This window comes from Pseudomonas sp. PDM18, from assembly GCF_014852585.1.
Taxonomy (GTDB): Bacteria; Pseudomonadota; Gammaproteobacteria; order Pseudomonadales; family Pseudomonadaceae; genus Pseudomonas.
Genome location: NZ_JACVBX010000007.1, coordinates 76424 through 98115, shown reverse-complemented (window position 1 = coordinate 98115; position 21692 = coordinate 76424). Strand labels below are relative to the sequence as shown.

Annotated in this window: 20 protein-coding genes, 4 tRNA genes and 1 pseudogene; 10 read left to right on the top strand and 15 right to left on the bottom strand. The window is 63.8% G+C overall.

The genetic code is table 11. The annotated features are described in order from the left end of the window. Nucleotides 1-37: 37 nt before the first annotated feature. The 4 genes from IB274_RS15860 to IB274_RS15845 form a co-directional block, all read right to left on the bottom strand. Nucleotides 38-817 carry an ABC transporter permease gene (locus IB274_RS15860; RefSeq protein WP_192432880.1) on the bottom strand — a complete coding sequence of 260 codons (780 nt, stop codon included), beginning with the start codon at nucleotides 815-817 and terminating at the stop codon, nucleotides 38-40. Next, nucleotides 814-1746 (bottom strand): ABC transporter ATP-binding protein, encoded by a 933-nt coding sequence (locus IB274_RS15855; RefSeq protein ID WP_192432879.1) that lies wholly within the window; start codon nucleotides 1744-1746, stop codon nucleotides 814-816. Before IB274_RS15855 ends, IB274_RS15860 begins: the two co-directional genes overlap by 4 nt. A 106-nt stretch (nucleotides 1747-1852) precedes the next feature. Beyond that, nucleotides 1853-2470 carry a glutathione S-transferase gene (locus IB274_RS15850; protein ID WP_192432878.1) on the bottom strand — a complete coding sequence of 206 codons (618 nt, stop codon included), beginning with the start codon at nucleotides 2468-2470 and terminating at the stop codon, nucleotides 1853-1855. 147 nt (nucleotides 2471-2617) lie between these two features. Continuing rightward, complete coding sequence (locus IB274_RS15845) at nucleotides 2618-3277, bottom strand: transglutaminase-like domain-containing protein (RefSeq protein ID WP_192432877.1); 660 nt, start codon at nucleotides 3275-3277, stop codon at nucleotides 2618-2620. Nucleotides 3278-3523: 246 nt separating this feature from the next. Between IB274_RS15845 and IB274_RS15840 the strand changes: the two genes are divergently transcribed. The 3 genes from IB274_RS15840 to IB274_RS15830 all read left to right on the top strand — a co-directional run bounded on the left by IB274_RS15840 (nucleotide 3524) and on the right by IB274_RS15830 (nucleotide 6981). After that, nucleotides 3524-5959, top strand: a complete 2436-nt coding sequence (locus IB274_RS15840) for an acyl-CoA dehydrogenase (protein ID WP_192432876.1) — start codon at nucleotides 3524-3526, stop codon at nucleotides 5957-5959. Between the two features lie 119 nt (nucleotides 5960-6078). Then, a complete protein-coding gene (locus IB274_RS15835; protein WP_192432875.1) occupies nucleotides 6079-6498 on the top strand; it encodes a PA2816 family glutamine-rich protein in 420 nt (139 codons plus the stop codon). Nucleotides 6499-6570: 72 nt separating this feature from the next. Further along, the gene (locus IB274_RS15830; protein WP_192432874.1) at nucleotides 6571-6981 is read left to right on the top strand and encodes a PA2817 family protein; all 411 of its coding nucleotides are present in this window, start codon (nucleotides 6571-6573) and stop codon (nucleotides 6979-6981) included. A 142-nt stretch (nucleotides 6982-7123) separates the two neighbouring features. Here IB274_RS15830 and IB274_RS15825 read toward each other — a convergent pair. The 4 genes from IB274_RS15825 to IB274_RS15810 all read right to left on the bottom strand — a co-directional run bounded on the left by IB274_RS15825 (nucleotide 7124) and on the right by IB274_RS15810 (nucleotide 7587). After that, nucleotides 7124-7199 (bottom strand) — tRNA-Gly (locus IB274_RS15825). A 74-nt stretch (nucleotides 7200-7273) separates the two neighbouring features. Further along, a tRNA-Gly gene (locus tag IB274_RS15820) sits at nucleotides 7274-7349 on the bottom strand. Nucleotides 7350-7433: 84 nt separating this feature from the next. Continuing rightward, a tRNA-Gly gene (locus IB274_RS15815) sits at nucleotides 7434-7509 on the bottom strand. 2 nt (nucleotides 7510-7511) lie between these two features. Further along, nucleotides 7512-7587: transfer RNA gene (locus IB274_RS15810), tRNA-Glu, on the bottom strand. A 215-nt stretch (nucleotides 7588-7802) separates the two neighbouring features. On the opposite strand from IB274_RS15810, the gene IB274_RS15805 reads away from it, so the two are divergent. Continuing rightward, nucleotides 7803-8573, top strand: a complete 771-nt coding sequence (locus tag IB274_RS15805; protein WP_192432873.1) for a hypothetical protein — start codon at nucleotides 7803-7805, stop codon at nucleotides 8571-8573. A 48-nt stretch (nucleotides 8574-8621) separates the two neighbouring features. Beyond that, nucleotides 8622-9284 (top strand): glutathione S-transferase family protein, encoded by a 663-nt coding sequence (locus tag IB274_RS15800; RefSeq protein WP_192432872.1) that lies wholly within the window; start codon nucleotides 8622-8624, stop codon nucleotides 9282-9284. 105 nt (nucleotides 9285-9389) lie between these two features. On the opposite strand, the gene IB274_RS15795 is transcribed toward IB274_RS15800, so the two are convergent. Both IB274_RS15795 and IB274_RS15790 read right to left on the bottom strand, forming a co-directional pair. Next, nucleotides 9390-9872 (bottom strand): GAF domain-containing protein, encoded by a 483-nt coding sequence (locus tag IB274_RS15795; RefSeq protein ID WP_192432871.1) that lies wholly within the window; start codon nucleotides 9870-9872, stop codon nucleotides 9390-9392. Beyond that, a complete protein-coding gene (locus IB274_RS15790) occupies nucleotides 9869-10765 on the bottom strand; it encodes an ATP-binding protein (RefSeq protein WP_192432870.1) in 897 nt (298 codons plus the stop codon). Before IB274_RS15790 ends, IB274_RS15795 begins: the two co-directional genes overlap by 4 nt. Nucleotides 10766-10857: 92 nt before the next feature. Between IB274_RS15790 and IB274_RS15785 the strand changes: the two genes are divergently transcribed. Then, nucleotides 10858-13239, top strand: a complete 2382-nt coding sequence (locus tag IB274_RS15785; RefSeq protein ID WP_401089087.1) for an ATP-binding protein — start codon at nucleotides 10858-10860, stop codon at nucleotides 13237-13239. A gap of 1 nt (nucleotide 13240) precedes the next feature. Here IB274_RS15785 and IB274_RS15780 read toward each other — a convergent pair whose 3' ends face one another. The 3 genes from IB274_RS15780 to msrB form a co-directional block, all read right to left on the bottom strand. Continuing rightward, a complete protein-coding gene (locus IB274_RS15780) occupies nucleotides 13241-13711 on the bottom strand; it encodes a MarR family winged helix-turn-helix transcriptional regulator (protein ID WP_192432868.1) in 471 nt (156 codons plus the stop codon). Continuing rightward, nucleotides 13711-14193: a glutathione peroxidase gene (locus IB274_RS15775; protein WP_192432867.1), complete on the bottom strand. Its 483-nt coding sequence runs from the start codon at nucleotides 14191-14193 to the stop codon at nucleotides 13711-13713. The genes IB274_RS15780 and IB274_RS15775 overlap by 1 nt, the downstream gene beginning before the upstream one ends. Nucleotides 14194-14423: 230 nt before the next feature. Beyond that, on the bottom strand, nucleotides 14424-14819 hold the full coding sequence (gene msrB, locus IB274_RS15770) for a peptide-methionine (R)-S-oxide reductase MsrB (RefSeq protein ID WP_081518626.1): 396 nt from the start codon (nucleotides 14817-14819) through the stop codon (nucleotides 14424-14426). 291 nt (nucleotides 14820-15110) lie between these two features. Between msrB and IB274_RS15765 the strand changes: the two genes are divergently transcribed. The 3 genes from IB274_RS15765 (at nucleotide 15111) to htpX (ending at nucleotide 17839) form a co-directional block, all read left to right on the top strand. Beyond that, nucleotides 15111-16322, top strand: coding sequence for a pyridoxal phosphate-dependent aminotransferase (locus IB274_RS15765; protein WP_192432866.1), 1212 nt, complete (start codon nucleotides 15111-15113; stop codon nucleotides 16320-16322). Nucleotides 16323-16350: 28 nt separating this feature from the next. After that, entirely contained in the window at nucleotides 16351-16791 is a 441-nt protein-coding gene (locus IB274_RS15760; RefSeq protein WP_192432865.1) for a hypothetical protein, read from the top strand. 172 nt (nucleotides 16792-16963) lie between these two features. Continuing rightward, nucleotides 16964-17839, top strand: coding sequence for a protease HtpX (gene htpX / locus IB274_RS15755; RefSeq protein WP_081518629.1), 876 nt, complete (start codon nucleotides 16964-16966; stop codon nucleotides 17837-17839). A 57-nt stretch (nucleotides 17840-17896) separates the two neighbouring features. Here htpX and IB274_RS15750 read toward each other — a convergent pair whose 3' ends face one another. Next, a complete protein-coding gene (locus tag IB274_RS15750) occupies nucleotides 17897-18553 on the bottom strand; it encodes a thiopurine S-methyltransferase (RefSeq protein ID WP_192432864.1) in 657 nt (218 codons plus the stop codon). A gap of 457 nt (nucleotides 18554-19010) precedes the next feature. Here IB274_RS15750 and IB274_RS15745 point away from each other — a divergent pair, with 457 nt between their 5' ends. Next, nucleotides 19011-19781, top strand: a complete 771-nt coding sequence (locus IB274_RS15745; protein ID WP_192432863.1) for a DODA-type extradiol aromatic ring-opening family dioxygenase — start codon at nucleotides 19011-19013, stop codon at nucleotides 19779-19781. Nucleotides 19782-19955: 174 nt separating this feature from the next. On the opposite strand, the pseudogene IB274_RS15740 reads toward IB274_RS15745, so the two are convergent. After that, nucleotides 19956-21688: pseudogene (locus tag IB274_RS15740) on the bottom strand (DEAD/DEAH box helicase). Between the last annotated feature and the right edge of the window lie 4 nt (nucleotides 21689-21692).

Here is a 21692-nt window from a genome sequence, read left to right as displayed (position 1 = left end):
CCCGATTGGGGCCTTTTCCATCAGCGCAACGAAGCGCTCACTGGCGCATGCCGCGCCCGCTCACCAGCAGCCGCACGCAGAAGATGTACAGCAGCACAGTCGCCACCAGCATGAAGACCACCGCCGTGCCGATACGGATGTCCGACACGCCGAGGATGCCGTAGCGGAAGGCGTTGACCATGTGCAGGATCGGGTTGGCCAGCGACACGGTCTGCCAGAACGGCGGCAGCAGCGTGATCGAGTAGAACACCCCGCCCAGGTAGGTCAGCGGCGTCAGCACAAAGGTCGGGACGATGGAGATGTCGTCGAAGTTGCGCGCGAACACGGCGTTTACGAAGCCGCCCATGGAGAAAATCCCGGCCGTCAGCACCACCACCAGCACGGTGATGCCCAGGTGATGGATCTGCAGGTCGGTGAAGAACAGCGACAGGAGGGTGACGATCACGCCCACCGCCAGCCCGCGCAGCACACCGCCGCAAACGAAGCCGAGGAGAATGGTGTGCGGCGACACCGGCGAGACCAGCAGTTCCTCGATGTTGCGCTGGAACTTGCTGCCGAAGAAGCTCGACACCACATTGCCGTAGGAGTTGGTGATCACCGACATCATGATCAGCCCCGGCACGATGTACTGCATGTAGGTGAAGCCACCCATGTCGCCGATCTGCCGGCCGATCAGGTTGCCGAAGATGACGAAGTACAGAACCATGGTGATCGCCGGCGGCAGCAAGGTCTGCGGCCAGATGCGCAGGAAGCGGCGGACTTCGCGGTAGACGATGGTGTTGAGGGCGACCCAATTGGCGCGCAGTTCGTGACTCATACCGCCACCTTCGACAGATTCTTCTCCACCAGCGACACGAACAGCTCCTCCAGGCGGTTGCTCTTGTTGCGCAGGCTCAGCACCTGGTGGCCCAGGGCATTGAGCTGGACGAACAGGCCATTGATGCCCAGGGACTTGTCCACCTGCACCTCCAGTGTATGGTCATCCACCAGGCGCACCGGGTAGCCGTCCAGCTTCGGCGCCTCGCTCAGGGTGCCCTGCATGTCGAGGTAGAAGGTCTCCACGTGCAGCTTGTTCAGCAGCTTGCGCATGCTGGTGTTCTCCACGATGGTGCCGTGGTCGATGATCGCGATGTTGCGGCACAACTGCTCGGCTTCCTCCAGGTAGTGCGTAGTGAGGATGATGCTGATCCCTTCGCCGTTGAGCTCGGTAAGGAAGTTCCACATCGAGCGGCGCAGTTCGATGTCCACACCGGCAGTGGGTTCGTCGAGAATCAGCAGGCGCGGCTCGTGCACCAGCGCGCGGGCGATCATCAGGCGGCGCTTCATGCCGCCGGAGAGCTCGCGCGAGGCGGAGTTGCGCTTATCCCACAGGCCCAGCTGGGTCAGATATTTTTCGGCGCGACCCTTGGCCACGCTCATCGGAATGCCGTAGTAACCGGCCTGGGTGACGACGATGTCGAACACCTTCTCGAACTGGTTGAAGTTGAATTCCTGGGGCACCACGCCCAGGCAGCGTTTCAAACCGTACGGGTCCTTGTCCAGGTCATGGCCGAACACATTGACTGTACCGCTGGTCTTGTTCACCAGCGTGGAGAGGATGCCGATGGTGGTGGATTTGCCGGCGCCGTTGGGGCCCAGCAAGGCAAAGAAATCGCCCTCGGCGACGTCCAGATCGATGCCCTTGAGGGCCTGGAAGCCGTTGCCGTAGGTCTTCGTCAGTTGACGGATGGACAGCGCGGAACTCATGGGTTTTCCCGTTGCAAGTCGGTGGAAAGACGCATGTCTTTGGAAAAAGGCCTGTTTGATAAGGCTACGCCGCGCGGATTGCAACCCTGGCGGTGCGCGCAGTCGTTCAGGTCAGGGCGGTCATCACCGCATCACGGTAGGCCGGGCGCGCCTTCAGGCGTTCGTACCAGGCCGCCAGGTGCGGCTGGGCCGGGCGCTCGATGGGCATTTCGAACCAAGCATAGATGAAGCAGCCCAGCGGAATGTCGCCAATGCCGAATTGTTCGCCGGTGAGGTAGGGCTGCTGCGCCAGGGTCGCCTCGGGAATGGCCAGCAGGTTGGCGCAGATGTCGATCGCGGCCTGAATGGCGTCCACGTCGCGCTGCTCAGGCGGTGTGCGCACGGTTCCCCAGAACACGGTGCGGAATGGCGTCGCCAGGGACGAGGTGGTCCAGTCCATCCATTTCTCGGCGCTTGCGCGTTGCTGCAGGTCCTGCGGGTAGAACTGCGGCGCGTAGCGCGCGGCGAGGTAGCGGACGATGGTATTGGATTCCCAGAGGACGAAGCCCTCGTCCTCCAGGGTTGGCACCACGCCATTGGGGTTCAGCGCACGGTATGGCGGGTCGTTGACCACGCCGAAGGCGCCGCCGGCGTCGATCCGCTCGTAGGCCAGGCCCGCCTCTTCCGCGCACCAGAGCGCCTTGCGCACATTGGAGGAGTTCTTCCGGCCCCAGATCTTGAGCATGCTGCGCCTCTCTTGTCGTCGTCATCGGATGAAGGCACGAGCTGAAGGCGTGACTTCGGATGACGGCACCCTACCGACAACGGCGCCAGGAAAAAAGACTCATCTACTGATGGTCACTATCGATTGCGTTCATGGGGGCGCTTGCGTTCATGTTTGAGCCGCTTCGCTGCGCAGGTCACCTGCAGGCAGCGCGTCGTCGCCGGCGAACAAGTGCGGGTAGCACTGCTTGAGGTAGCCGAAGAAGAACTCCTCGGGCACATCGGGGAACTGGCCGTGGTCGCGCAGGTACTCCATGTGCCGTTCGCCGTCGCGGTTGAAGGGGTGGAAGACGCTGTCGTTGCGTCCGTCGAACTCCAGCGGCAGCACGCCGAAGGCCTCGCACAGGCCGATGTCGAAGGCCGGCGTGGCCTTGACCCAGCGGCCCTCGAGGAACAGCTCGGTGTAGCCGTGCATGGCAAACACCTCGCTGCGCAGCAGTTCCAGCAGGCGCGGCGTGGCCAGGTGGTTCTTCACGTCGGCGAGGCCGATGCGCGCGGGGATGCCGCAATGCCGGGCGCAGGCCGCCAGCAGCGTGGCCTTGGGCACGCAGTAGGACTGCCCGGCCTCCAGCGCATGGCTGGCCTTGAGCGTCTGCGGGTCGCGGCTGAACACGTAGGGGTTGTAGCGAATCTGGTCGCGCACCGCGTAATACAGGGCCACCGCCTGCTCCAGCGGACTACCGCCGTCGCCCCGGTGATTTAGAGCGAACTCGATTACCCGAGGGTGGTCACTATCAACGAAGCGGCTGGGCTTGAGGTATTGCTGCATGGCGCTGTCTCCGGGCTTTCATCCTTGATGGCGGCACCAGTCTAACCAGCGCAAGCGCCAGCCCGACAAGGCGATCCGGCCAAGCTGTCCGGCCATGCGGCCATCGGTCCGATTCGGCCAGCTAAGCTTCCGGTGCATTGTGAAGGGGCTCCTACAGGGAATACCTGCCGCTGTGCTCGCGCACTCTCGTTACCAAGCCCGCTACGGCCTGCTGTTGCCGCGTTGGGCTGTCATGGAGGAATCCGCATGCTGCTCGTCTGGTTACTGGTTCTGATCCTCGGCGTTGCCTGGCTCGCGCATCGCCGCGCCGCGCCTCTGAAAGCACTCGGCATCGTCGCCGTGTACCTGGCTCTGATGAGCCTGTTCAGCCATGCCCATGGCTGGATGGTGCTGTTGTGGCTGCTCTGGGCGGTGGTCGCGGTAACCCTGCTCGCCACCGACCTGCGCCGCAGCCTGTTCACTTCGCGCCTGTTCGCCTGGTTCAAGAAGACCCTGCCGCCGATGTCCGAGACCGAGCGCGAGGCCATCGAGGCCGGCACCGTGTGGTGGGATGGCCAGCTGTTCAGCGGCCGTCCGGACTGGCACACCCTGCTGGGCTACCCCAAGGCACAACTGACCGAAGAAGAGCAGGCCTTCGTCGACGGCCCCACCGAGCAGCTGTGCGCGATGATCAACGACTACCAGGTCGGCAAGGACATGGACCTGCCGCCCGAGGCCTGGGCCTACATCAAGAGCCAGGGCTTCTTCGGCCTGATCATTCCGAAGGAATACGGCGGCAAGGGCTTCTCCGCCTTCGCCCACTCCCAGGTGGTGATGAAGCTGGCCACCCGCAGCGGTGACCTCGCCTCCACCGTGATGGTGCCCAACTCCCTCGGCCCGGCCGAGCTGCTGCTGCACTACGGCACCGATGCCCAGCGCCAGCGCTACCTGCCGCGCCTGGCGACCGGCGAGGAAATTCCCTGCTTCGCCCTGACCAGCCCGCAGGCCGGCTCCGATGCCGGCGGCATGACCGACGTCGGGGTAGTCTGCAAGGGCCAGTGGGAAGGCGAGGAAGTCATCGGCCTGCGCCTGACCTGGGAGAAGCGCTACATCACCCTCGGCCCGGTAGCCACCCTCCTCGGGCTGGCCTTCAAGTGCCATGACCCGGACCACCTGCTGGGCGAGCAAGAGGACCTCGGCATCACCCTGGCGCTGATTCCCACCAGCACCCCCGGCGTGCAGATCGGCCGCCGCCACGTGCCGCTGGGCGCCGCCTTCATGAACGGCCCCAACTCCGGTAAGGACGTGTTCGTGCCGCTGGAGTACATCATCGGCGGCGCGGAAATGATCGGCAAAGGCTGGATGATGCTGATGAACTGCCTGTCGGTGGGCCGCTCGATCTCCCTGCCGGCGGTGGGCACCAGCGCCGCCAAGGCCGGCAGCTATGTCAGCGGCCGCTATGCCCAGGTGCGCGAGCAGTTCAACGTGCCGCTGTCGGCCTTCGAAGGCATCCAGGAAGCCCTCGCCCGCATCGGCGGCAACGCCTGGATGATGGACAGCGCGCGCATCCTCACCGCCAACGCGGTGGACCTGGGCGAGAAGCCCTCGGTGCTCTCGGCGATCCTCAAGTACCACCTCACCGAACGCGGCCGCGAGTGCATCGCCCACGCCATGGACATCCACGGCGGCAAGGGCATCATCATGGGCCCGAACAACTACCTGGGCCGCTCCTGGCAGGCAGCGCCGATCTTCATCACCGTCGAGGGCGCCAACATCCTCTCGCGCAACCTGATGATCTTCGGCCAGGGCGCCATCCGCTGCCATCCGTACGTGCTCAAGGAGATGGAACTGGCCCGCCGCGAGGACCAGGACCAGGCCGAGCGCGAGTTCGACGAACTGCTGCTCAACCACGTCGGCTTCGCCGTCAGCAACGCCGCCAGCAGCCTGCTGCTGGGCCTGGGCTTCGGCAGCTTCGACCACGTGCCGGGCGACCGCATCAGCCGTCCTTACTACCGCGCGCTTAACCGCCTGGCCGCGTCCTTCGCCCTGCTCGCCGACTTCAGCATGATGATGCTCGGCGGCGAGCTGAAGCGCCGCGAACGCCTGTCCGCACGCCTGGGCGATGCGCTGAGCCACCTCTACCTGGGCTCCGCCGCGCTCAAGCGTTACCACGACCTGGACAACCCGGACTACCTGCATCCGCTGCTGCATTGGGCCATGGAGGAAAACCTGGAGAAGGCCGAAGCCGCGCTGGCCGACCTGATCGACAACTTCCCCAACCGCGCCTTCGGCTGCCTGCTGCGCGTGCTGGTGCTGCCGCTGGGCCGTCGCCACCGTGGCCCGAGCGACGCGCTGGATGCCGAGATCGCCCACATCCTCGGCCGCCCGCTGAGCGACCCGGCGCTGCAGGCAATCCTCGCCGGTGCACATCTACCCAGTGGCCCCGATGATCCGGTCGCCAAGCTCACCTTCGCTTACGACCAGCTAGCTGCCGCAGCGCCCTTGCAGAAGAAGCTGCACAAGGCGCTCAAGGAGCACGGCGTCAATCCCAAGCCAGGGCAGTCGCCCATCGATGCCGCCGCCGAGGCGGGCGTGCTGGAAGCCGCGGAAGCGGAAACCCTGCACGCCGCCGAACGCGCTCGCCGCGCGGTGATCGACGTGGACGACTTCTCCAAGGAAGAACTGGCCGGCAAGGCCGATTGACCAACGCCATCCACCCCCGGGGCGCCTTCGGGCGCCCTTCTTTTTGTCCGACGCAAAGCAATGCCAGTTCGAGCTATCGGGTGCACACTCAAACAATCACCGCAATGGAGAACCGCACCATGCGTCGATCCCCTCCCCTCCTACTGCTGGCAATGCTGCTGGCCGGTAGCGCCCACGCCGATCCCTGGCTCTACCCCAGCCGCCCGCGCCCGGCACCCGCGCCCAGCCCGGTCATCGACCCGATCCAGCAACAGCAGGACAGCCTGCGCAGTCAGCAGCAGCTGCGGCAGAACCAGCTCGACAGCCAACGCCTGAACTACGAGGACCAGCGCCTGCAGATGCAGCAGCAGGACCTGCAGCGCCAGCAGGACAACCAGCAGCGCTGGAATGAGCAGCGCAGGCAGAGCGACCAGATGATCCAGCGGCAGAAGAACGAGCTGCAGCAACAGCAGTTGCAACAGCAGCAGCGGATACTCGACCAGCAACGCCAGCAGATCGACAACCAACGCCGGCAGATCCAGATGCGCCCGCTCCGCTGATCGCTCCGGCGGCAGCGACAGCGAAAACCGATATACTCCCCGGCCGTTTGCACACAGCTCCAGAGGAATCCCATGGCCAGCGCCTATCTCGACCACCACATCGCCCTGCTCAACCACCTGCGCATGATCCTTGGCGCCCTGGGCGAAGCCGAGCAGGTTCCCGAGGACAACCACGGCCTGTTTCTTGAGCGCTTCGACGAGCTGCTGGTGGAATTGCCGCGCGATCCGGAAGGCGCCCAGTACCTGGGCCAGGACTTGATCAGCCAGATCTTCCATCGCTACCCGCAGATCGCCCACCTGATCCCGCGCGACCTGCTGTGGTTCTTCGGCGGCGATTGTCTGCACTACATGCCCGACGAAGAACTACAGATGTACCAGCAGCTCGACGAGCGTCGCTTCGAAGCCGAAGAAAACGGCGAGCCCTTTGACTGGAACCGCGAGAAGCAGGTGCTGGCCTTGCCGGATGACGCGCCGAAGCACTGACGGTCCGCTGGTGCGACGCGCCAGCCGCTGCGACGTAGCGCCAAATGCCAGAAACGAAAAGCCCGCTATATGCGGGCTTTTTCATGGGCGTTGTTTCTCCGCACAAACGAAAACGCCGCCCAACTGGGCGGCGTTTCGATTCTGGAGCGGGAAACGAGACTCGAACTCGCGACCCCGACCTTGGCAAGGTCGTGCTCTACCAACTGAGCTATTCCCGCATCAACTTGCTGTAACCTTCAGCGTTCGCCGGTGGTTAACGAAAACGCCGTCCTGATGGACGGCGTTTCGATTTTGGAGCGGGAAACGAGACTCGAACTCGCGACCCCGACCTTGGCAAGGTCGTGCTCTACCAACTGAGCTATTCCCGCAGCAACTTGTTGCAACCTTCAGCTTTCGCCGAAGGGTAACGCCATTTCATCTTTCGGTCACCGCCTTGGCGATGATCGAGAATCTGGAGCGGGAAACGAGACTCGAACTCGCGACCCCGACCTTGGCAAGGTCGTGCTCTACCAACTGAGCTATTCCCGCAATGGCGTCCCCTAGGGGACTCGAACCCCTGTTACCGCCGTGAAAGGGCGGTGTCCTAGGCCACTAGACGAAGGGGACGCGGCCCGGAACTTAACATCTTTCCGACTTCGCCGTTCCAGCATGTTCTGCGTTTCGCGTCGAAGTGGCGCGCATTCTAGGGACGCTTTGTAAGGTCGTCAACCCTCCAAAGAAATATTTTTTAAATCAAAGACTTCTGAGTAAAAACTGAGCTGCCGCTATCAGCAGTATCACTAAGACATTACACTCGGGAAAAACATCCGGAGCACTCCACGGTGTCGCCAATCGTCATTACGGTCCTGGTTCTCGTCGGTATCGCCCTGCTGGTCGCCATCGGCTACATCAATCATCTGGTGGAAAACCGCAAGCTGGAGCAGGCGCGCCTGAAAGCTGATCTGTCAGACCGCTGCCGGCGCTGCGCCGATGTGTCCGAGTCACTGCCCGGCCAGTTCATGTCGCCGGCGCTAAAGCTGCTGCTCAGCGGCTTCGAGCTCAACCTCAGCGAGCGCCTCCTCACTGTCGATAAACAGAATGCCGCGCTGAAGCAGCGCATCGAAGAGCTGCGTGGCCTGCTCGCCAAGGGCGAGACCATCCCGGTCAAGAATGCGCCGCAGCCGATTCTCACCGAGGCCAAGGCCAAGGACGTGCGATTCCTCTTTGAAGCGCTGCATGCCCAGCTCACGCGCTGCGCTCAGGACAACATGCTACCGCGCGCCGAAGCACAGAAGTGGGTGAAGGAAATCCGCCACCTGCTCACCCTCCTCCATATAGAGTTCTTCGGTAACCTCGGCCAGCAGGCACTCCAGCAAGGCCAGCCGCGCCAGGCACGCCTGGCCTTCGAACGCGGCGCGCAATACCTGCAGAAGCAGCCGGAGATCGGCCGCTACCAGGCGCAGCTCAAGCAGATGGAAGCCCAGCTAGCCCACGCCAACGCCCTGGTGCTGGAAACCTCGCAGCCCGCCCCGGACGAACCGAGCGAGCTGGGCGACGGCCTCAAGGCGCTGGACGAAGACGATATCTGGAAGAAGAAGAACCTTTACGACTGATTCGTCGTCGAATCAAAAACCCGGCCACCTTCGCCCCAGGAGCCTTGCATGAGCCTCGTCGTCTTCGGCGCCCCGCTTTCCCCATTCGTCCGCAAAGTCCGCCTGTTCGCGGCCGAAAAAGGCTTCGACTACCAACTGGAGAACGTCAACCCGTTCAACCAGCCGGACTGGTACCGCGAACTGAACCCGCTGCGCCGCGTGCCGGCCATCCGTGATGGTGACTTCACCCTCGCCGACTCCAGCGTCATCTGCCATTACCTCGAAGACCGTGACCCGCAGCGCGACCCGCTGTGCGGCACAGGAGCCGAGTCCCGCGCGCGGATCAACTGGCTGGAAAAGTACGCCGACTACGAGTTGGCGCCGTTGACCACCTTCACCGTGTTCCGCAACCGTCTGCTCAAGCCGCTGATGGGCAAGGTCTGCGATGAAGTGGCGGTAAAAGGTGCCATGCAGGAGAAGCTCCCGGAGCACTTCGATTACCTGGAGAAATGCCTGGGCGAGCAGCAGTGGTTCATCGATGACCGCTTCAGCCTCGCTGACATCGCCATCGCCTGCCAACTGGTAAACCTGCGCCACGGCGAGGAAGAGCTGGATGCCGAGCGCTGGCCGAAGCTGGCCGCACACTTCGAGCGCACCCTGGCCCGCCCTGCCCTGGCCGAGATCGTCCAGGGCGAGCTGCAGATTATTGCCAAGATCCTGGCCAAGCGCTGACCTGCCACCCTCTGTGGGAGCGGGCCATGCCCGCGAAGCGCGGACAAAAGTTCGCGCCTACGAAAAAGCCCCGCCTAGGCGGGGCTTTTTGTTGCCAGCGAACGATCAGCAGTCAGAGAGACGCAGGAAAATCTCCACCAGGCGCTCGATACCGGCCTGGTCTTCTGCGCTGAAGCGACCGACCGATGGGCTGTCGAGATCCAATACGCCGATCAGGCGCCCCTCCTTCACCAGCGGCACCACCAGCTCGCTGTTGGAGGCGCTGTCGCAAGCAATGTGGCCGGGGAAAGCGTGCACATCTTCCACACGCTGGGTTTCAAGAGTACGTGCCGCGGCGCCGCACACACCCTTGCTGAAGGGGATGCGCACGCAAGCGACCTTGCCCTGGAACGGGCCGAGCACCAGCTCTTCGTTGCGGTTCAGGTAGAAGCCGGCCCAGTTCAGGTCCGGCAACTCATTGAACAGGAACGCGGAAAACTGCGAGGCGTTGGCGATGAAGTCGCGCTCGTCGGCGAATAGCGACTCCGCCTGGGCGGCCAGCAGCGCATAACCGCCAAGGCCGGCACCGGCCTGTTGCAGATCGATCATGGGGTGTCTCCTTCCAGCAATTGTCGACCCACCCAATAGCGGGCGAATTGATAGGCACAGCGGCCATTACGGTTGCCGCGGCCGAGTGCCCAGCGGATGGCTTCCTTCTCCAGTTCCTCGTCCCAGGTCCAGGCGGCGAGCCCGGACTTCTGCGCGAGCGACTCGACCCAGTGGCGCACCACGCTCAGGAAGTGCTCCTGGGTAAAGGGGTAGAAGGACAGCCAAAGGCCGAAGCGGTCGGACAGGGCGATCTTGTCTTCGACGGCTTCGTTGGGATGCAACTCGCCGTCGACCATCTTCCAGTTCTCGTTGTCGCTCTGTTTTTCCGAAACCAGATGGCGCCGGTTCGAAGTGGCGTAGAGCAGCACGTTGTCCGGAGCCTGCTCCAGCGAGCCGTCGAGCACGCTCTTGAGGACGCGGAAATCGCCCTCGCCCGCATCGAACGACAGGTCGTCACAGAACAGCACGAAACGCTGCGGCAGCCCCTGAATCAGTTCGACCACACGCGGCAAGTCGGCCAGGTGGTCGCGTTCGATCTCGATCAGACGCAGCCCCTCACCGGCCAGCTCCGCCAGCAGCGCGCGCACCAGCGAGGATTTGCCGGTGCCTCGGGCGCCCCACAGCAACGCATGATTGGCCGGCTGGCCAGCCACGAACTGCCGTGTGTTGCGGGCAAGTTGCTCGCGCTGCCGGTCGACGCCCAGCAGGTCGTCCAGGCGCAGGTCGAGGCAGACCTTCAGCGGCTGCAGGTAGCCGCTGCGGCCGTCACGGTACCAGCGCGCCGCCAGACTGTGCTGCCAATCAACCGTTTCACGGACGGCGGGAAGCAAAGGGTCCAGGCGCGCCATCAGCACTTCGGCGCGGGCGAGAAAGTCGTTCAGACGGGAATCCACGCTTGTCTCCATATTCTCAAGGCGTAGTTTCGAGGGCAGACCCCGGAATTTCATCGCCTTCGGACTATCCCGACAGACGGTTCCGATGGGCTATGCTACGCCGCAGGAAAGCTTCTGCGAGGCGACGCTCCGCAACCATGGATATTGCGCTTACACATCGCCTCTCGTTCAAGCAGGCCAGCCTGACGGTGCTGGTGGCGTTCATCCTGGGCACCCTGCTCAGCCTCATCCAGGTAGGCGTCGATTATGCCAGCCAGGACGCCTCCATCAACCGCGAAGTGCGCGCCCTGCTGGACGTCAGCCATAACCCCGCCGCGCGCATCGCCTACAACATCGACGCCGAACTGGCCCAGGAGCTGGTCGTGGGCCTGCTGCGCTCGCCCGCGGTGATTCGCGCCGAGATCATCGACAACGCCAACGTGCCCCTGGCCAGCGCCGACCGGCCGCCGGCGGAAAGCCACCTGCGCGGCCTCAGCGACTTCCTCTTCGGCGAGCAGCGCTCTTACGAGGAACCGCTGTTCGTCGAGCATGCACCGGCCGAGTCCCTTGGCGTCCTGCGCCTTGAGATCGACACCTTCGTCTTTGGCAACGATTTCCTGCGCCGTGCCGGGATGACCTTCATCTCCGGCTTCGTCCGCAGCCTGCTGCTCTCGCTGATCCTGCTGGTGCTCTTCTATGCCCTGCTGACCAAGCCGCTGGTGAGCCTGATCGACGCCCTCTCCCGCCATGACCCGCGCTCACCCTCGCGCCTGCGCCTGCCTTGCCCGCGCGGCCATGAGCGCGACGAAATCGGCGTGCTGGTGGAGGTCACCAACCGCCAGCTCAATCGCATCTCGGTGGAGATGGAACAGCGCCGCGATGCCGAAGACCGCCTGACCCAATACCTGGAAGAACTGGAAAGCATCGTCGCCGCGCGCACCGCCGAACTGAAGGCGGCCAACGCACGCCTGACACTGTCCAACCAGGAGCTGGAACAGGCGCGGCAGACCGCCCTGGCCATGGCCCAGGCGCGTGGCAACTTCCTGGCCAACATGAGCCACGAGATCCGCACCCCGCTCAATGGCCTATTGGGCATGCTCGGCCTGGCGCTGGACGGCCCGCTGACCGCCGAACAGCACCAGCAGCTATCCATTGCCCACGACTCGGGCAAAGTGCTGGTGGAATTGCTCAACGATGTGCTCGACCTATCCAAGTTCGAAGCCGGCCAACTGGAGCTGGAGCAGATTCCCTTCGACCTCGGCACTCTGGTGGAAGACACCGCCAGCCTGTTGTCGCAGAACGCCGGCCCTGCCGTGGAGCTCACTTGCCTGATCAGCCCACAACTGCCGGCGCAACTCTCCGGCGACCCGACGCGGGTGCGCCAGGTGGTCAGCAACCTGCTGTCCAACGCCCTCAAGTTCACACGCCTCGGCCGTGTGGACGTGCGTGTCGAGCCGCTGGGCATCGGAACCAGGAATGAAGGCGTGCGCATCAGCGTACGCGACACCGGCATCGGCGTGGCACCCGAGGCCCTGCAGAAGATCTTCCAGCCCTTCACCCAGGCCGACGCCGGCATCGCCCGCCAGTACGGCGGCACCGGGCTTGGCCTGGCGCTGACGCGCAAGCTTTGCGAGGCGATGAAGGGCGAGCTGAGCGTCACTTCCGAGCCCGGCATTGGCAGCGAATTCATCGTCACCCTCCCCCTGCAGGCGCTGGAGCCGCCGCAGCCGCTGGCGAAGCTGAACGGCAAGCTCATCGTGCAATGCGCAGCCAGCAGCGGGCTGGCTGCGCTGCTGCAGAACTGGCTGCCGGAATGGGGGGTGGACTATCAACGCCTGGACATCGATGAAAGCCTCGCCAACGTAGAGCTGGACGCACTGCTCTCAGACTGCCCGGATTGCCTGGTCGTGCTGCGCCAGAACGTCACCAGGCCGGTGCTGTTGGTCACCGCTTACGGCAACTTCCTCGAACCCGAGCTGGCCCAGCGCCTCGCCCCGCTGCGACAACTGGCGCGGCCGTTGTCCCGCGCAGTGCTCTACCAGGCGCTGAAGCAGGCCTTCGAGCACCAGCCGCTGCCCTCATCGAAGACAGTTGGCGCCACCTCGCCAGAGCAGTTCTCCGCCCGCGTGCTGCTGGTGGAAGACAATCCCGTCAACCAGTTGGTCGCGCGCGGCCTTCTGCAAAAACTGGGCTGTCAGGTGGGCATTGCCATCAACGGGGAGGAGGCGCTGAAGCAACTCGACAGCGCCGACTTCGACCTGGTGCTGATGGACTGCAACATGCCGGTAATGGACGGCTACCAGGCCACCCGTGAAATCCGCGAAAGCGGCCGCTGGCCGGACCTGCCGGTGGTTGCCCTGACCGCCAACGCCCTGCCGGAGGAGCGTGAGCGGTGCCGCGCCGCCGGCATGGACGATTACTTGGCCAAGCCCTTCCACCGCGACGAGCTGGCGGCCATCCTCGAACGCTGGACCGGACCACAGCCGCGCAGCTGAGTCAGGCGTCCAGCTTCGACAACTGCAGCAGCAGGCTATCCAGCTGTTCGCGCAGGCCGCCGGTGACGCTCAGATCGATGCCGCTGCGGCACAGCAATTCTTCACGCAGCGGTAGTACCTTCTCGCGCAGTACAACTCCTTCGGCCGTCAGCCCCAGGTGCACTTCACGCTCGTCATGCTGCGCACGGCGGCGCTGCACCAGGCCCAACTGCTCCAGACGCTTGAGCAACGGAGTGAGGGTGCCCGAGTCGAGCATCAGGCGCTCGCCGAGCGCCTTCACCGACGGCTGCTGCGGCGGCTCGGCCTGCCACTCCCAGAGCACCAGCATGGCCAGGTACTGCGGGTAGGTCAGACCGAGCGCCTCGAGCATCGGCCGGTAGCCACGGATCACCGCGCGGGACACGGCGTACAGGCGGAAACACAGCTGGTTGTCCAGCTGCAGTTCAGCCGGCAGGGATACAGCGTCTTTCATCACAGCAGCGCTTCGATCTCGGCGGACAGTTGCTCAGGCTTGGTGGTCGGGGCGAAACGCTTGACCAGCTGCCCGTCCCGGCCGATCAGGAACTTGGTGAAGTTCCACTTGATGCCCTGGCTGCCCAGCAGGCCGGGAGCGCGCTTCTTCAGCTGCACATAGAGCGGGTGGGCTTCGGCGCCGTTGACATCGATCTTCTTGAACAGCGGGAAGCTCACGCCGAAGTTGAGCTCGCAGAACTGGGTGATCTCGCCTTCGTTGCCCGGCTCCTGCTTGCCGAACTGATTGCAGGGGAAGCCAAGCACCACCAGGCCCTTGTCCTTGTACTGCTTCCAGAGCTTTTCCAGCCCCTTATACTGCGGGGTGAAGCCGCACTGGCTGGCGGTGTTCACCACCAGCAGGGCCTTGCCGCCGAAGTCTGCGAGGGTTTTCTGTTCGCCCTTGATGGTGGTCACGGGAATGTTCAGCAGTGCATCGCTCATCGGACATGGCTCCTGGGAAGTGGGAAACCCAAGAATAGTGATCAATTAAATTGCACGCAATTCAATTGATCGCGAATCACCCGATGAATACGGCAACATCAGCATTCCTGTAGGAGCGAGCTTGCTCGCGAACAAGGTTACCGAGGGATAACGGAGCCGGGCTGTTCGCGAGCAAGCTCGCTCCTACGAAGAGCCCCAAAGAAAAGGCCCGCTCGTGGCGGGCCTTGAGGTCACTCTTTCGGCACCAGCTTCAGCGATGCCGAGTTGATGCAGTAGCGCAGCCCAGTCGGCCGCGGGCCGTCAGGGAAGACGTGCCCCAGGTGCGCATCGCACTTGCCGCAGCGTACTTCGATGCGATGCATGCCGTGGCTGAAGTCTTCCAGTTCCTTGACCACCTCGCCATTCACCGGCTGGAAGTAGCTCGGCCAGCCGCTGCCCGAGTCGTACTTGGCGTCGGAGTCGAACAGCGCAGTGCCGCAGCACACGCAGTGGTAGATACCGGGAGTCTTGGTGTCGTGGTATTCGCCGGTGAAGGCACGCTCGGTGCCGCCCAGACGGCAGACATGGAACTGCTCGTCGGTGAGTTCGTCACGCCAGGAATCCAGGGGCTTTTCCAGCTTTTCCATCGATCTGCCTCCATTAATGGAAAAAATGCCCGATGCCTCCTTTTCCGGGAATCGGGCCGCACGTATGATGCGCGTGGTTAACGTCATGTTCAGAATCTGCCGCACAGAGACGTTCTCGCGATAGAAAAGCCTTAAAAACTCTACTTTTTCGAGAATTCCACTGTTTTCCTGTCGATTTTCAGGGTCGATACCAGGGAAAAGCACTTCCGAACCCATCATTTGACGCCAGTCTGTCACCCGCGTTACAGCCTGCCAAGTCGCCGGCCGCGGACAATTTCGGAATCCCAGATCATGCAGGTCACCAAATCGAACAAGCTCGCCAACGTCTGCTACGACATTCGCGGGCCCGTGCTCAAGCACGCTAAACGCCTGGAAGAGGAAGGCCACCGCATCCTCAAGCTGAACATCGGCAACCCGGCGCCGTTCGGTTTTGAGGCGCCGGATGAAATCCTCCAGGACGTCATCCGCAACCTGCCGACCGCCCAAGGCTACAGCGACTCCAAGGGTCTGTTCAGTGCGCGCAAAGCAGTGATGCAGTACTACCAGCAGAAGCAGGTGGAAGGCGTCGGCATCGAGGACATCTACCTGGGCAACGGCGTGTCCGAGCTGATCGTCATGGCCCTGCAGGCGCTGCTCAACAACGGTGACGAGGTGCTGATCCCAGCGCCCGATTATCCGCTGTGGACCGCATCCGTCGCCCTCTCTGGCGGCAAACCAGTGCACTACCTGTGCGACGAGCAGGCCGGCTGGTTCCCCGACGTCGCCGACATGAAGGCAAAGATCACCAACAACACCAAGGCCCTGGTGCTGATCAACCCGAACAACCCCACCGGCGCGGTCTACTCGAAGGAAGTGCTGCTGGACATCGTCGAACTGGCGCGCCAGCACAACCTGGTGATCTTCTCCGATGAGATCTACGACAAGATCCTCTACGACGAGGCCCAGCACATTTCCACCGCGTCGCTGGCGCCGGACGTGCTCTGCCTGACCTTCAACGGCCTGTCCAAGTCCTACCGCGTGGCGGGCTTCCGCTCCGGCTGGATCGCCATTTCCGGGCCGAAACACAAGGCGCAGAGCTACATCGAAGGCCTGGATATCCTGGCCAACATGCGCCTGTGCGCCAACGTGCCGAGCCAGCATGCGATCCAGACCGCCCTGGGCGGCTACCAGAGCATCAACGACCTGGTGCTGCCGGGTGGGCGCCTGCTGGAACAGCGCAACCGCGCCTGGGAGCTGCTCAACGACATTCCCGGTGTCAGCTGCGTGAAGCCCATGGGCGCGCTCTATGCCTTCCCGCGCATCGATCCGAAGGTCTGCCCGATCCACAACGACGAGAAATTCGTCCTCGACCTGCTGCTTTCCGAGAAGCTGCTCATCGTTCAGGGCACCGCTTTCAACTGGCCCTGGCCGGATCACTTCAGGGTGGTTACCCTGCCGCGTGTCGATGACCTGGAGCAGGCCATCGGACGCATCGGCAGCTTCCTGAAAAGCTACCGCCAATAACTCATCGCCAGTGAATCCCAGCGCATAAATGGACCTGCAGATCGACGACTTCTACAAGGATGCCGCTTCCGGCCTGCTGACCCTCTACCAGGCCTTCCCGCGCAAGATCGCCCTCTATGTCGAGGACCTGATCGGGCGGGAAGAGCCCGACGAGTTCGGCCTGCCCAGTACCCGACACCAGAGTTGCCTGGGCGCGCTGCTGTGGCTGGCCGATGAAGGCTATCTGCGCTTCGAGGCAACCATTCGTTACGAAGCGCTGGATCAGGCGGTGCTCAGCGAAAAGGCCTTCATGCGCCTGACCCGCGTTGTCCCCCATGCGGTGCGCGACGGCGAGGAACTGCCGCCCAGCGTGCGCCGCGACCAGGCCACGCTGGCCAACCAGTTGCGCGAGGCACTGGCCGCCCGGCACGGTGAACGCATCGCGCGGCTGACCCGTCTACTCTTCGAGAGCGATCCGGGGCGCCCGTAGTACGGGCAGGCGACACAAGTTGAAATAGTCCCCGAGTTGAATCGCCTGGGGGCCAACCGTATATACCCCGCATACTATTCAGCGATCCCGTGCCTGCCTGTGCCCGGCGATCCGGAAAGCCGCGACCCACTGCGGTTTTCGCCAATGTCACCGTGAGGAGAAGCTTTACGCCATGATGCGCATCCTGTTGTTCCTGGCCACCAACCTGGCTGTTCTGGTGATCGCCAGCATCACCCTGAAACTGCTCGGCGTGGACCGTTTCACCGGCCAGAATTACGGTAGCCTTCTGATTTTCTGTGCCGTCTTCGGCTTCGCCGGCTCCCTGGTTTCGCTATTCATCTCCAAGTGGATGGCGAAGATGAGCACGGGCACCGAGATCATCAGCCAGCCGCGCACCCGCCACGAGCAGTGGCTGCTGCAGACCGTGGAAGAACTGTCCCGCGAGGCCGGCATCAAGATGCCGGAAGTCGGTATCTTCCCCGCCTACGAGGCCAACGCCTTCGCCACCGGCTGGAACCGCAACGACGCTCTGGTCGCGGTCAGTCAAGGCCTGCTCGAGCGCTTCTCCCCCGAAGAGGTGAAAGCCGTGCTGGCCCACGAGATCGGCCACGTGGCCAACGGCGACATGGTCACCCTGGCACTGATCCAGGGCGTGGTGAACACCTTCGTGATGTTCTTCGCACGCATCTTCGGCAACTTCGTCGACAAGGCGATCCTGAAGAACGAAGACGGCCCGGGTATCGGCTACTTCGTCGCGACCATCTTCGCCGAGCTGGTCCTGGGCATCCTCGCCAGCATCATCGTCATGTGGTTCTCGCGTAAACGCGAATACCGCGCGGACGAGGCCGGCGCCCGCCTGGCCAGCACTGGCGCGATGATCGCTGCCCTGCAGCGCCTGCGCGCCGAACAGGGCGTGCCGGTGCAGATGCCCGACACGCTGCAGGCCTTTGGCATCAATGGGAACCTCAAGCACGGCCTCGCCGGCCTGTTCATGAGCCACCCGCCGCTGGAAGACCGCATCGAAGCCCTGCGCGCCGCTGGCCGCTAAGCTTCAAGGCAATCCAAAAAGGGCGACCCTCGGGTCGCCCTTTTTCATGCCTGCAACTCAACCTCGACGCAGCGCGAACACCACTTCGTCCAGGTGGCTGACGCCACGCTTGAGGAACTTCGGGTTTTCCACCAGCACGTCCACACGCTCAACCTCCTCCACTTCCCAGTCCTCGGCGAAGAGCCCGCTCACTTCCTCCGCCAGAACGGCAAACGGCGGGCCATCCATCTCGGCCTGGGGGTATTCCAGGCTGACCACCAGCCCACGAGCCTGATACGGGAGGATACGCTGCAGGTGCGCCGCATAGTCGGCACGTAGGTCCGGCGGCAGAGCGATCAGCGCCGCGCGGTCGTAAAGGCCACTGCACCCGGCCACCTGCCCGGCCGTGACGTCGAAGAAATCCCCCTGGAGAATCTCCAGGCGCTCGTAGCTGTAACGCCGCAAAGCGCCGTCGTCAGTGGTCTGCGGGGTGACACCCAACTCAGCGAAGAAGTCGACGGCGGCCCGCTCGGCCAGTTCGACACCCAGCACGCGATAACCCCATTGCGCTAGCCAGAGCATGTCCAGGCTCTTGCCGCACAGCGGCACCAGCACCTGCGATTCCTCGGGCAGCTCCAGGTTCGGCCAGTGACGTTGCAAGCCGGGGTTCACCAATTGCTGGTGGAAGCCGATTTCATTGCGCTCCCAGCGCGACTGCCAGAATTCATGCTGCATAGGTCACCTGTTCAAACACTGCGCATCGCACACGGCATCAGCGAGCGCCACCAGGCGCCACGCCGCTCGCGCTGACTATCTCCGGCTTCTAGGATCTTCAGCCGCACCTGGTCACCACGGACCCTCTGCACACATATCTCGGTGCCGTCCTCCAGGCGGAGGCAGTCGCCGATCTCGAGCATTAGGACTTGTTCAACTTGCTGCATAGCCGAATTCGCCATTCGCTTCGGAAATTTCCGCAAACTCTAACGCATCATCCGACTGACATCCTGCCAAAGCGCTCTATGGCGACTGCCTCCATGACTCTGCAACCGAGTTGGCACTTCCACGACGATGCGCTTCAAGGGTAAGCGCGGCCATAACAATCGACATAAACGATTATTTCGGTCAAAAACCTATACTGGATTTCGATCTTTACTCGCGTAAACATAGAGGCATTCAAGTAGCGAGGTTCGCCATGCTCCCTGCCCTGTTCATCTCTCACGGCTCCCCCATGCTGGCCGTGGAGCCCGGCGCCAGCGATGCGCCCCTGAAGCGCCTGGCCCGCGAGCTGCCACGCCCGAAAGCCATCCTGGTTGTCTCAGCCCACTGGGAAACCGCGGATATGCGCGTGACCGCATCGCCCAAGCCGGACACCTGGCACGATTTCTACGGCTTCCCGCCCGAACTCTATGCCGTGCAGTATCCGGCCGCCGGCTCGCCGGACCTGGCCCGGCGTGTGGTCGAGTTGCTGGCCGAGGACGGTCTGACGGCCATCCTCGATCCCGAACGCCCGCTGGACCATGGCGCATGGGTGCCGCTGAGCCTGATGTATCCGGACGCCGATATCCCCGTCGTCCAGCTGTCCCTCCCCAGCCGTCTCGGCGCGCCCATGCAGCACCGAATTGGCGCGGCCCTGCGTGCGCTGCGCGAGGAAGGCATCCTGCTGATCGGTTCGGGCAGCATCACCCACAACCTGGGCGAACTGGACTGGCACGCCGGCCCGGAAGTCATCACGCCCTGGGCGAAGGCCTTCCGCGACTGGATGGTGGAGCACCTGGAAGCCGACGACGAAACCGCCCTGCTCGACTACCGCCAGCAAGCGCCGCATGCGGTGCGCAACCACCCGCGCGATGAGCACCTGCTGCCGCTGTACTTCGCCCGTGGCGCAGGCGGTTCGACGATGAAGGTCGAGCACGCAGGCTTCACCCTCGGCGCGCTAGGGATGGATATCTACCGCTTCGGCTGAGCACTGGCTGTAGGAGTGAGCTTGCTCGCGAACATTTTCCCGGCGGCGCTGGCGTCAAGCAGTTCGCGAGCAAGCTCGCTCCTACAACAGCAGCCAAATGCCGACAGCTCCTTCCCCCGGAAACGAAAAAGCCCCGCCAATGGCGGGGCTTTTTCATGCGCTGTGACTGACGAATCAGTCTTCGCGGTAACGACGCAGGCGCAGAGCCTTGCCAGCAACGCGGGTGTCCTTGAGCTTGGTCAGCAGACGGTCGAGGTTCTCTTCCGGCAGCTCGATCAGGCTGAAGGTCTCGCGGATCTGGATACGGCCGATGGCCTCGCGGGACAGGCCGCCCTCGTTGAGGATGGCGCCCAGCAGGTTCTTCGCCTGCACGCCATCACGAGCGCCCAGGGCGGTACGGCAACGGGCCTTGCCTTCGGACGGCGGAGCCATGGTGCGCGGCGCGCCGCTGCGCTCCGGACGGTCGCCGCGCTCGGGGCGATCGCCACGTTCGCTGCGCTCGTAACGGTCGCTGCGCTCGCGCGGGGCGGCCGGGGTCAGCGGCTGTTCGCGGCGGACCGATTCCAGGTCCAGCGCCTTGCCTTCGGTCAGCTTGGCCAGCAGCACGGCGGCCAGGGTGTCCATGTCGGTACCCAGGCGACGGCAAAGCTCGTCACGCACCGCGCCACGGCTGGCAACAGCGTTGGCCAGCAGCGGTTGCAGGCCCGTGGCCAGGCGGTTCAGGCGCGCTTCGAGGACGGTTTCGGCGTCCGGCAGGCGAACTTCGCCAACCTTCTGCCCGGTCACGCGCTCGATCACCTGCAGCATGCGGCGCTCACGCGGAGTCACCAGCAGCAGGGCGCGGCCTTCACGACCGGCGCGGCCGGTACGGCCGATACGGTGTACGTAGGATTCCGGATCGTAGGGCATGTCCACGTTCAGTACGTGGGTGATGCGCGCCACGTCGAGGCCGCGGGCAGCAACGTCGGTAGCGATGACGATATCCAGCGAGCCGTCTTTCAGCGACTCGATCACGCGCTCACGCTGGGCCTGCGGCATGTCGCCGTTCAGCGCGGCGGCACGGTAGCCCTGGCGCTCCAACAGCTCGGCGATGTCCAGGGTGGCCTGCTTGGTGCGGACGAAGCCGATCAGCGCGTCGAATTGCTCGACTTCCAGCAGGCGCAGGATCGAGGCCGGCTTCTGGTCGGCGTGAACCATCAGATGCACCTGCTCGATGCGGGCGACGGTCTGGGTCTTGGCGGCGATGCGGACGTGCTTGGGTTCTTTCAGGTGGCGTTCGGCGATGCTGCGGATCGAGGCCGGCAGGGTCGCGGAGAACAGCACGCTCTGGCGGCTGGACGGCATGGCTTCGAAGATCACTTCGAGGTCATCCATGAAGCCGAGCTTGAGCATCTCGTCCGCTTCGTCGAGCACCAGGCTCTTGACGGTGGACAGCAGGTTTTCGTCGCGGCGCAGGTGGTCGCACAGGCGGCCCGGCGTGGCGACCACGACCTGGGCGCCCTGGCGCAGGGCTTTGAGCTGCGGGCCCATGGGCGCGCCGCCGTAGACGGCAATCACGCCGACGCCCGGCATCTGCTTGGAATAGGTTTCGAAAGCGGTAGCAACCTGCAGGGCCAGCTCGCGGGTCGGTACCAGTACCAGCACCTGCGGGACGCGACGGCTCGGCTCGATCTGCGACAGCATCGGCAGCGCAAAGGCAGCGGTCTTGCCGGTACCGGTCTGGGCCTGGCCGATCATGTCGTGACCTTCGAGGATCACCGGGATCGACTGGGCCTGGATCGGCGATGGCTCTTCATAACCGACAGCGGCAATGGCAGCGAGAACATTGGGGTGAAGACCGAGCGCGGCGAAGCCGGCGGTTTCCTGGGTCATGGGTTTTGCCTCTAAGTACATCCGCAAAGACCCAATAGC

Coding starts and splice junctions, on each gene's coding strand:
- IB274_RS15860 (WP_192432880.1), bottom strand. CDS start 817: ATGAGTCACGAACTGCGCGCCAATTGGGTCGCCCTCAACACCATCGTC.
- IB274_RS15855 (WP_192432879.1), bottom strand. CDS start 1,746: ATGAGTTCCGCGCTGTCCATCCGTCAACTGACGAAGACCTACGGCAAC.
- IB274_RS15850 (WP_192432878.1), bottom strand. CDS start 2,470: ATGCTCAAGATCTGGGGCCGGAAGAACTCCTCCAATGTGCGCAAGGCG.
- IB274_RS15845 (WP_192432877.1), bottom strand. CDS start 3,277: ATGCAGCAATACCTCAAGCCCAGCCGCTTCGTTGATAGTGACCACCCT.
- IB274_RS15840 (WP_192432876.1), top strand. CDS start 3,524: ATGCTGCTCGTCTGGTTACTGGTTCTGATCCTCGGCGTTGCCTGGCTC.
- IB274_RS15835 (WP_192432875.1), top strand. CDS start 6,079: ATGCGTCGATCCCCTCCCCTCCTACTGCTGGCAATGCTGCTGGCCGGT.
- IB274_RS15830 (WP_192432874.1), top strand. CDS start 6,571: ATGGCCAGCGCCTATCTCGACCACCACATCGCCCTGCTCAACCACCTG.
- IB274_RS15800 (WP_192432872.1), top strand. CDS start 8,622: ATGAGCCTCGTCGTCTTCGGCGCCCCGCTTTCCCCATTCGTCCGCAAA.
- IB274_RS15795 (WP_192432871.1), bottom strand. CDS start 9,872: ATGATCGATCTGCAACAGGCCGGTGCCGGCCTTGGCGGTTATGCGCTG.
- IB274_RS15785 (WP_401089087.1), top strand. CDS start 10,858: ATGCTACGCCGCAGGAAAGCTTCTGCGAGGCGACGCTCCGCAACCATG.
- IB274_RS15780 (WP_192432868.1), bottom strand. CDS start 13,711: ATGAAAGACGCTGTATCCCTGCCGGCTGAACTGCAGCTGGACAACCAG.
- IB274_RS15775 (WP_192432867.1), bottom strand. CDS start 14,193: ATGAGCGATGCACTGCTGAACATTCCCGTGACCACCATCAAGGGCGAA.
- msrB (WP_081518626.1), bottom strand. CDS start 14,819: ATGGAAAAGCTGGAAAAGCCCCTGGATTCCTGGCGTGACGAACTCACC.
- IB274_RS15765 (WP_192432866.1), top strand. CDS start 15,111: ATGCAGGTCACCAAATCGAACAAGCTCGCCAACGTCTGCTACGACATT.
- IB274_RS15760 (WP_192432865.1), top strand. CDS start 16,351: ATGGACCTGCAGATCGACGACTTCTACAAGGATGCCGCTTCCGGCCTG.
- htpX (WP_081518629.1), top strand. CDS start 16,964: ATGATGCGCATCCTGTTGTTCCTGGCCACCAACCTGGCTGTTCTGGTG.
- IB274_RS15750 (WP_192432864.1), bottom strand. CDS start 18,553: ATGCAGCATGAATTCTGGCAGTCGCGCTGGGAGCGCAATGAAATCGGC.
- IB274_RS15745 (WP_192432863.1), top strand. CDS start 19,011: ATGCTCCCTGCCCTGTTCATCTCTCACGGCTCCCCCATGCTGGCCGTG.